The sequence below is a fragment of the Citrobacter sp. S55_ASV_140 genome (genome assembly GCF_018919505.1).
Taxonomy (GTDB): domain Bacteria; phylum Pseudomonadota; class Gammaproteobacteria; order Enterobacterales; family Enterobacteriaceae; genus Citrobacter; species Citrobacter werkmanii.
This window is the reverse complement of the sequence record NZ_JAHLQZ010000154.1, coordinates 1-9,808: the sequence shown is the minus strand read 5'-3', so window position 1 is coordinate 9,808 and position 9,808 is coordinate 1. Positions and strand designations below refer to the sequence as shown.

Genomic DNA, 9,808 nt, shown 5'->3' with positions numbered 1-9,808 from the left:
CGTGAAGCCATGGCTTACGCGCAGTTCCTCGCAGGCATGGCATTTAACAACGCCTCTCTGGGTTACGTGCACGCCATGGCGCACCAGTTGGGTGGCTTCTACGATCTGCCACACGGTGTATGTAACGCCGTGCTGCTGCCGCATGTACAGGTTTTCAATAGCAAGGTGGCTGCCGCTCGTCTGCGTGATTGCGCGGCTGCGATGGGCGTTAACGTGGCTGGACTGAGTGAAGAGCAAGGGGCGGAAGCCTGTATCGCGGCGATCCGTAAACTGGCGCAGAAAGTGAATATTCCGGCCGGTCTGCGTGAGCTGAACGTGAAGGAAGAAGATTTTGCCGTTCTGGCGACCAATGCCCTGAAAGACGCCTGTGGTTTCACTAACCCGATTCAGGCGACTCATGACGAAATCATGGCAATTTATCGCGCTGCGATGTAATTCGTGATACCTGTCGTAAAGCAGTAAAAGGCTGGCGAATTATTCGCCAGCCCCGTCTACCCTTGTAGTACCCCTACAGCAAGGAGACGGTCATGACCAATAACCCCCCTTCAACGCGTATTTATCCCGGCGAGTATGGTTACCCTCTGAAGTTAAAGGCCCGATACGATAACTTTATCGGCGGTGACTGGGTCGCGCCGGTGGACGGCGAGTATTACCAAAACCTGACGCCGGTCACCGGGCAATTGCTGTGCGAAGTGGCCTCTTCCGGTAAGAAGGATATCGATCTGGCACTGGATGCCGCGCACAAAATAAAAGATAAATGGGCGCAGACATCCGTGCAGGACAGAGCGGCGATTCTGTTTAAAATCGCCGATCGTATGGAACAAAACCTGGAACTGCTGGCGACGGCAGAAACCTGGGATAACGGTAAACCCATCCGTGAAACCAGCGCGGCAGACGTGCCGCTGGCGATTGACCATTTCCGCTATTTCGCCTCCTGTATTCGTGCGCAGGAAGGGGGAATCAGCGAGGTTGATAGTGAGACCGTGGCTTATCATTTCCATGAGCCTCTTGGCGTGGTCGGGCAAATTATCCCGTGGAACTTCCCGCTGCTAATGGCCAGTTGGAAGATGGCGCCCGCGCTGGCGGCGGGTAACTGCGTGGTGCTTAAACCCGCGCGCCTGACGCCGCTGTCCGTGCTGCTGCTGATGGAGGTCATTGGCGATCTGCTCCCGCCTGGTGTCGTGAACGTGGTAAACGGTGCGGGTGGGGAAATCGGTGAATATCTGGCGACGTCTAAACGTATTGCGAAAGTGGCGTTTACCGGCTCAACGGAAGTCGGCCAGCAGATCATGCAGTATGCTACGCAGAACATTATTCCCGTCACCCTGGAGCTGGGTGGGAAATCGCCCAATATCTTCTTCGCGGACGTGATGGATGAAGAAGATGCGTTCTTTGATAAGGCGCTGGAAGGCTTTGCGCTGTTTGCCTTCAACCAGGGCGAAGTGTGTACCTGTCCGAGCCGCGCGCTGGTACAGGAATCCATTTACGAACGCTTTATGGAAAGAGCCATTCGCCGGGTGGAGAGTATCCGTAGCGGCAACCCGTTAGACAGTGTGACGCAAATGGGCGCGCAGGTGTCGCATGGTCAACTGGAAACCATTCTGAATTACATCGATATTGGTAAGAAAGAAGGGGCGGATGTCCTGACCGGTGGACGGCGTAAGCAACTGGATGGTGAGTTAAAAGAGGGTTATTACCTCGAACCGACCATTCTGTTTGGTAAGAACAACATGCGGGTTTTCCAGGAGGAGATCTTCGGCCCGGTGCTGGCTGTTACGACCTTTAAAACCATGGACGAAGCGCTGGAAATTGCCAATGACACCCAATATGGACTTGGCGCTGGCGTCTGGAGCCGTAACGGAAATCTTGCGTACAAGATGGGCCGCGGGATTCAGGCGGGGCGTGTCTGGACCAACTGCTACCATGCTTATCCGGCACATGCGGCGTTCGGCGGCTATAAGCAGTCGGGCATTGGGCGCGAGACACACAAAATGATGCTTGAGCACTATCAGCAAACCAAATGCCTGTTGGTGAGCTACTCTGATAAACCGCTGGGGCTGTTTTAATATCCCGTCACTTACCGCCCGGTCGCATTTAGCGTACCGGGCATCAAGTTATGTCCTGCAGTTCAAAGTATGACAAGGGTACCCTATGGATTTCGTGTTGCTTCGAGGCGGCAAGAGAGGGAATCCCCAGGAGCTTACTCCGGTAAGTGACTGGGGTGAGTGAACGCAGCCAACAAAGAAGCAGCTCGAAAGACGACGGGTATATATAGAAACTCATATATCGTTATATAAATAACCCCATTGCATCCAATCTGGTCATTCCACTATTATTATCAACTCTATTTTTTAAATAAATAGCAGCCAAGTTCTTTAATTTAAATCCCTGAGGCAAATATGTTCCTTGATTATTTTGCATTAGGAGTGCTTATTTTTGTATTCCTGGTCATTTTTTACGGGATTATTATTCTGCATGATATTCCCTATCTTATTGCAAAGAAACGTAACCATCCTCATGCCGACGCAATACATGTTGCGGGCTGGGTTAGCTTGTTTACCTTACATGTTATTTGGCCCTTTTTATGGATCTGGGCAACGCTTTATCGCCCGGAGCGCGGGTGGGGTATGCAGAGCGCGGATTCTTCCCTGATCCAGCTTCAGGCGCGGGTTGCCGACCTGGAAAAGAAACTGGATGAGGTTAAGACCTCTCCGGCGGAGTAATATCGATGGATTTACTGATTGTTCTGACTTATGTGGCATGCGCATGGTCGATATTTAAAATTTTTAAAATTCCTGTAAATAAATGGACGGTACCCACTGCAGCATTGGGTGGTATTTTCATTGTTTGCGGGCTTATATTACTGATGAATTATAACCATCCGTATACCTTTAAGGCGCAAAAAGCGGTAATTTCTATTCCCGTCGTGCCGCAGGTCACGGGTGTTGTAACGGAAGTGACGGATAAGAAGAATACGCTGATCAAAAAAGGCGAAGTTCTGTTTAAACTTAATCCTGGACGTTATCAGGCGCGGGTTGATCGCCTGAAAGCCGATATTGTCACCGCTCAGCATAAAGAGCAGGCGCTGGTTGCGCAGCTAGACGAAATGAAAGCCAACACGCAGCAGGCAAAGGCAACGCGTGACAAGCTGGCAAAAGATTACCAGCGCTATGCGCAGGGGAGTCAGGCGAAGGTCAACCCTTTTTCTGAACGCGATATCGATGCGGCGCGCCAAAACTATCTGGCGCAGGAAGCATCGGTGAAATCGTCTATTGCGGAGCAACAGCAAATCCAGAGCCAGTTAGACAGCCTGGTACTGGGTGAAAATTCGCAAATTGCCAGCCTGAAGGCACAACTCGCCGAAGCGGAGTTTAACCTTGACCAGACCGTGGTTCGTGCGCCCAGCGATGGTTACGTTACGCAGGTGTTGATGCGCCCCGGAACCTATGCCGCCGCGCTGCCTATGCGTCCGGTGATGGTGTTTATCCCGGAACAGAAACGGCAAATTATCGCCCAGTTCCGTCAAAACTCACTGCTGCGACTGGAGCCAGGCGATGAAGCGGAAGTGGTGTTTAACGCCCTGCCGGGGAAGGTATTTAGCGGCAAACTGGCGGCTATCAGCCCGGCTGTACCGGGTGGTACATACCAGTCGAACGGGGCGTTGCAATCCTTAAACTCTACGCCCGGTTCAGAAGGGGTGATCGCCACGATTGAGCTGAACGACAATGCGGACGTGAGCGCGTTACCTGATGGGATTTACGCCCAGGTCGCCGTTTACTCTGATCACTTCGAACATGTGTCAATCATGCGCAAAGTCTTGTTGCGGATGACCAGCTGGGTGCATTACCTGTATCTCGACCACTAGGTGCAGGCTATTTAGCTTACTCAGACAGCTGTAGCGTCTGAGTAAGCTGCTGACGTATCTCCGCTAACATTGCGTCGAGAATAAACTGTACACGCCAGGGCTGGTATTCACGCTTGCGGAAAATCGCCACTAAATCCAGCCACCATTCGTGCTGTTCGGAGAAACAGGGAACCAACAATCCGGACTGAACGTCTTTTTGTATACTCGCATAAGGCGCAAAAACAATGCCCAGATGATTACGCGCCAGCGCCAGCGCGGATTGCGTATTGTCACAGACGTAGTTTCCGGTCACCCGATAATCATGCATTTCCTTGCCGCCGGCGGAGCTGAAGCGCCAGATATTGGCATCATCAATCATCATGGAATCGATTAAAATACAGGAATGATTTTCCAGCTCATCAGGGCTGTTAATGGGATGCTGTTTGATATATTCAGGGCTGGCAAACGCCATCACTGCATATTTGGTAATAAAGCTGGCGACCAGTGATTCATCTTTGGGATGCGCATAGGTAATTAAAACGTCACAATCATCCGGGAAATCTACACCTTCATAAAATGCTTTCCGTTCAAGATTGCAGGTTTTCAGCGAGAGAGTAATACCACCGATATCCTGAATTTTTGCAATAACATGTTGCGATAAGTAAGCAATAATTCCGGTTGGTGCATATACCGTTACCTTGCCACGTTTTTCATGCTTATAATCAGCGATGAAACTATTTAGCTGATCGTTTCTGTCCAGCATGTCATTGATGTAAGGCAGCAGCGCTACACCAAAGGGCGTCAGGGTCAACTGGCGGGTGGTGCGATCAAAGACCTTTAGCCCAACTTTTGATTCAAAATCAGCAAGGTACTTGCTGACATTAGCCTGTGCGATGCCGAGAACCGTAGCGGCATGACTGATGTTTTCACTGGCAGCAATTACCGAAATAATCTTCAGTTCCCGGTGTTTGAGTTGTAATTTGTTCATCGCCAAACCCAATATATATATGTTTGTATATATTACTATATAAATATGGAAGTTGCATCGATGAAATTGTAAGCATTATTATGCACCCGCTTTGTGGCTTATTTTAAAATGGAATGTTGGCATGTTAATTAAACGCAATATTGTGGCGCTGTTCGCCTTTTCTTTTATGGCGAGTGCAACTGCCGCAGAGTTTTCTATTGGCGGTGGCGCTGTATATAATGAATCTCCTTATCGTGGATATAATGATAATGTTCATGCAGTACCGCTTATCAGTTATGAAAGTGAATCATTTTATTTTAGGCAAACAACGTTAGGCTATATTCTTTCAAAAAGTGAAAGTAATGAATTTAGCATTACTGCTTCTTACATGCCGCTTGAGTTTGATCCCGGTGATAACGACGATCATGCGATGAAGCAACTGGACAAGCGTGATGCAACCGCGATGGCGGGTGCTGCATGGTATCACCATGAAAAATGGGGTAGCGTGAAGGTCTCTGCCGCAGCGGATGTGCTGGATAACAGCAATGGCTGGGTGGCGGAAATGTCTATGTTCCGCCAAATGCCAATGGGCAAGCTGACGCTGACGCCGGCGATTGGCGTGCTCTACTATGACGAAAACTTCAACGAATATTACTACGGCATCTCTGGCAATGAATCCCGCCGTAGTGGGTTATCAAGCTACTCCCCAGGGGACAGCTGGACACCGTATGTTGGCCTGTCCGCTAAATACGCGTTGACCAGCAACCTGACGCTGCTGGCCAGCGCCAACTATAGCGTGCTGCCGGATGACATTAAAAATAGCCCGATGGTTGATCGCGATGACAGCTTTACCTTGATGTCCGGTCTGACCTGGCGTTTCTGATTCTCACCCGTTTGTCCTCAGGGAGGAGGGCAATCTTTTCATGATGCCTTGACGGATGGGGCTAACTGCCGCCATCCGTCGTCATCATTACTGCTCGTTTATCCAGATTCGCATTTCGCCTTCACCACGGTTTGCCCAGCTAAACCACGGAATGAACGTCAGCGTATGCACCTGACGCGAAGCTGGTGAAACATCGTAGTGCCACAACGCTTGTTGTGCCGCATTGCGGGCACTTTGCTTCACGCCTTCCGCCTGAATTAACATCTTATGGCTGAACAGTCCCTTACCCTCAAAGACCCTGAACTCACTCTCTTTTGGCAGCCACAAGTTATGCAACTCTTCGCCGTTGTCGGCCTGCTCCAGGCAATACACCAGCGGCCCACGCTGAATGGCGACCTTACCGGCAACATGGCGCACCAGTGGGTTTCCGTATACGCGACGCACGGGCATCGGCAGTGTCAGGCTTAGCGTATCCCCCTCCAGCCAGGTTCGGCTGATGTGTAAATAGCCTTTACGTATATCTTGTGCAACTGGTTGATCATTTAGCAAAATCTGCGGCGCGGTACACCAGTCCGGCAGGCGTAACGCCAGGGTATGATCGACCGGCAGCGGTGATTCAATGGCGATTGTTACCTGCTCATGCCACGGGTAATTTCCGTTAATGCGCAGCTTAAGCACACCGTCTGCCACAGGAACTTCCATGCTGTTGCCCACATACATGTTGATATACAGTGCGTCCTGACGTGGCGTATAGATGTAATGGCCAATAGAAGTGAGTACGCGGGCGATATTGGGCGGGCAGCAGGCGCAGCCAAACCAGCGCTGGCGAACGGGCTTCACATGGTCGTAAATATGATTGAATTTTAACGACTTAGGATGCACCTCCAGCGGGTTAACGTAGAAGAAGTGCTTCCCGTCCAGCGCCATGCCGCCAAGTACCGTGTTATACAGGGCGCGCTCCATCACGTCCGCATACTGGCTGTCGGCTTCCATTTCCAGCATCCGGCGGGCGAACATCATCAGCCCGATTGAGGCGCAGCTTTCGGCGTATACGGAATCGTTGGGCAGATCGTAATCGCTGCTAAACGCCTCGCCGCTGCTTTGCGAGCCGATCCCGCCGGTGATATACAACTGACGCTGGGCCATATTGTTCCACAGACGCAAACAATCCTGACGCTTGCTTTCGTCCTGACTTAAGCGTGCCAGATGCGTCACGCCGGTCATCAGATAAACAAAACGGACGGCGTGACCGATAGCCGTTTGCTGCTCTGAAACAGGCTGGTGTGCCTGGCTATAGGGCTTATCCTTCACCATCCACGCCGGACCGTAGGTGTGCCAGTAAGACGTTTGGCCGCGTTTTTTGTACTCTTCGTCATAAAAATGAGGTTGCGCACCGCGTTGCTCAACAAAGTAATTTACCAGCGCCATATAGCGTGGTTGCTGAGTGACTTCGTACAAACGCATTAATGCCAGCTCGATTTCCGGGTGTCCGGGGTAGCCGCGCAGTTGATCTTCTCCCAGCCCAAAAACGCTGTCGATATGATCTGCCAGGCGGCACACCACCTCTAACAGACGACGTTTCCCCGTCGCCTGGTAGAAAGCGACGCCCGCTTCAATCAAATGACCCGCACAGTACAACTCATGACACTCAGCGAGGTTAGTCCAGCGTTCATCCGGCGCTTTGACCGTAAAATACGTATTGAGGTAGCCATCATCACACTGGGCGGCGGCGACCAGTTCAATAACCTCATCGGCAGTTTTCTCAAGCTCAGCATCGGGTTTCTGGCACAGCGACCAGGCGACGGCTTCCAGCCATTTCGCCACGTCGCTGTCCTGAAAAACCATCCCGTAAAACTCGCCTTCCTGAAGGCCTGCGGCGATGCGGAAATTCTCGATCGCATGGCTTGGCTCCGCTTCTGGAATGCGGTCATTGAGCGCATCCCACTGGTAGGGGATCACCACGTCACGCACAAGTTGCTGATATTGTCCGAGGAACGGATCGCTGACCGTGAGCTTATGCAGGTCGACTTCCAGTACGTTCATTTCGTGCTCCTTAAGGCTGTATATGACGCTGACGCAGATCGGTGGCAATGCGCGACATCATCGGGTTATTGAGTTTGCAGATGCGGACAGACAGCGCCAGCAGCAGGTGGAACAGTGCGGGCAGCAGCGTCTCCATGGCAGTAATCCCTTGCAGCGAGCTGGCGGTTTGATTACCGGCGCCGGGCTGATAGGCGACAAAGATAAACAACAGGCTGATGATCCCCGCGCTGGAGGCCCAGGCCAGTTTGATGAAGAACAGGTTGAAGGCGAAATTCATGCCGGAAGAGCGCACGCCGGTTTTCCACTCGCCGTAATCATCGGCGAAGGCCATCAGCGAGAAGTGCAGCGGTAGCGTGAAGCCCAGGATAATGCCGTTCCCGAGGATAACCGCCAGCCACAATGTCTGATAAGCCGGGCCGGTTGGCAAGAACCACATCAGCACCGCCAGCGCCGCCAACACCAGGTTGGTGTAGTAATAGAGTTTGACGGTATCGAACCGACGGGTCAGCGGGCTGACGAGCACTGAACCGATGATAGAGGCGAAGGTGACCATGGTGAAAAACAGCGATGTGTAAGCGGTGCTGCCTTCCAGCACATAGGTAATGAAGTACATGTACCCGCCGCCGCGAATATTAAAGACGTTGATCAGCAGGAACGACATCACCAGCATCAGCAGCAACTGGTCATTTTTGCGCAGGCCGCCAATATGTTCGCGCAGGGTAAATTTCCCCATCATCGCCAGCGGAACACGCTCACGCACCCAGAAGAAGCAGCACAGGAACATGACCACTGCAACGGCGCAGAGCACGCCGACACCGAACTGGTAACCCTGCGCGGCATTGCCCTGGCCCAGCACATCCACCATCCACGGCAGGCCGACGGAGACAAGAAAACCCGCCACGCCGCACAGCACAAAGCGCCAGGACTGGCAGGCGATCACCTCGTTGTGGCGGGTGGTCATGGTGTTAATCAGCGCACAGTACGGTACGTTGATGGCGGTATAGCCGACGGAGAGCAACAGATAGGTGCAGAATGCCCAGGCGATTTTTACGCCCATGCTGGCGTCTGGGACGGTAAATGTGAGCACGCCAATAATGCCAATAGGAACCGCGACCCATAGTTGCCAGGGGCGGAAGCGTCCCCAGCGGCTTTGCGTACGGTCGGCGAGAACGCCCATGATGGGGTCGGAAATCGCATCAAACACGCGCAGGGCAATAAACAATGTGCCGACCAGCGCGGGCGTTAGCCCGAAGACATCCGTGTAGAAGAACGTCAGGAAATTCATGATCAGGCAGGTAATGACCGTCCCGCCTGCATCGCCTAACCCATAACCTATTTTTTCACGCAGGGATAATTTGTCGTTTTGCGCACGCTGTGCCAAATCAGATGTCGTAATCGGAGCCGAAGTCATAAATAACTCCCGGAAGTGATATTCGGAAAGTATCCCGCTACGCCGCGGGTTATTTGGATGTAATTTGCAAAATACATGATTAATTTTGCACGTTATGTTTGGGTCAACAAGGGAAGAGAAAAGTATAAAAAGATGACAATTCCGACTTCATTTGGAAAATGTGATTTCGATCCGGCGAAAAGCAACTTTATCGTGAATAATCAAAGGTAAAGACCGGTTTAATTAATAAAAAAGCGGGAATTTGAATATATATGCTCGAATTGTCCATGTCTCTGCCGATTAAAGTGCAAAACGGTGGGTTATTTATTTCACGCGGCATCGGTAGCCATCCTGCGCGGCAATTGCAATCCTGGGAAATAATCTTTGTTGAAAAAGGGACATTAACGATTCGCGAAGGCAGTAACATTTTTTCTGTTAGTGCCGGGGAAAGTCTGCTGCTGTGGCCGCATCGCTTACATATTGGCGTAGGACAATTTCCGCCCGATTTAAAATTTTACTGGCTGCACTTTGAGTTAACGACAGGAAACGATGCTTCATCAACACAACCGTTACTTGCGATTCCCCAGCATACCCGGGTGAGCGAGCCGCAATATATTATTTCACTGTTCCGCCAGTTCTTACACGAGCAGGAAAATATTCATCGCAGCATGGCGCTGGAAC

9 protein-coding genes are annotated in these 9,808 nt (G+C 51.5%); 6 read left to right on the top strand and 3 right to left on the bottom strand.

Features of this window, described 5'->3' with window-relative positions; all coding sequences use genetic code 11:
* From KQJ18_RS18155 to KQJ18_RS18140, 4 genes are all read left to right on the top strand, one after another.
* Positions 1-435, top strand: a 435-nt coding sequence (locus tag KQJ18_RS18155; protein WP_216422441.1) for an iron-containing alcohol dehydrogenase, incomplete at its 5' end; no start/stop codon positions are given.
* A 92-nt stretch (positions 436-527) separates the two neighbouring features.
* A complete protein-coding gene (gene aldB, locus KQJ18_RS18150) occupies positions 528-2,066 on the top strand; it encodes an aldehyde dehydrogenase AldB (RefSeq protein ID WP_038635264.1) in 1,539 nt (512 codons plus the stop codon).
* Between the two features lie 333 nt (positions 2,067-2,399).
* Entirely contained in the window at positions 2,400-2,723 is a 324-nt protein-coding gene (locus tag KQJ18_RS18145) for a DUF3302 domain-containing protein (RefSeq protein ID WP_038635261.1), read from the top strand.
* A 5-nt stretch (positions 2,724-2,728) separates the two neighbouring features.
* Entirely contained in the window at positions 2,729-3,865 is a 1,137-nt protein-coding gene (locus tag KQJ18_RS18140) for an HlyD family secretion protein (RefSeq protein ID WP_038635258.1), read from the top strand.
* 16 nt (positions 3,866-3,881) lie between these two features.
* Here the strand turns inward: KQJ18_RS18140 and KQJ18_RS18135 are convergent, their stop codons facing one another.
* Complete coding sequence (locus tag KQJ18_RS18135; protein ID WP_038635255.1) at positions 3,882-4,832, bottom strand: LysR family transcriptional regulator; 951 nt, start codon at positions 4,830-4,832, stop codon at positions 3,882-3,884.
* Between the two features lie 121 nt (positions 4,833-4,953).
* Between KQJ18_RS18135 and KQJ18_RS18130 the strand changes: the two genes are divergently transcribed.
* A complete protein-coding gene (locus tag KQJ18_RS18130; RefSeq protein WP_038635252.1) occupies positions 4,954-5,694 on the top strand; it encodes a MipA/OmpV family protein in 741 nt (246 codons plus the stop codon).
* A gap of 87 nt (positions 5,695-5,781) precedes the next feature.
* Here KQJ18_RS18130 and KQJ18_RS18125 read toward each other — a convergent pair whose 3' ends face one another.
* On the bottom strand, positions 5,782-7,737 hold the full coding sequence (locus tag KQJ18_RS18125; protein ID WP_216422439.1) for a glycoside hydrolase family 127 protein: 1,956 nt from the start codon (positions 7,735-7,737) through the stop codon (positions 5,782-5,784).
* Positions 7,738-7,747: 10 nt separating this feature from the next.
* Entirely contained in the window at positions 7,748-9,148 is a 1,401-nt protein-coding gene (locus KQJ18_RS18120; protein ID WP_216422437.1) for an MFS transporter, read from the bottom strand.
* A gap of 251 nt (positions 9,149-9,399) precedes the next feature.
* On the opposite strand from KQJ18_RS18120, the gene KQJ18_RS18115 reads away from it, so the two are divergent.
* The coding region (locus KQJ18_RS18115; protein WP_216422435.1) for an AraC family ligand binding domain-containing protein at positions 9,400-9,808 on the top strand (409 nt) is incomplete at its 3' end.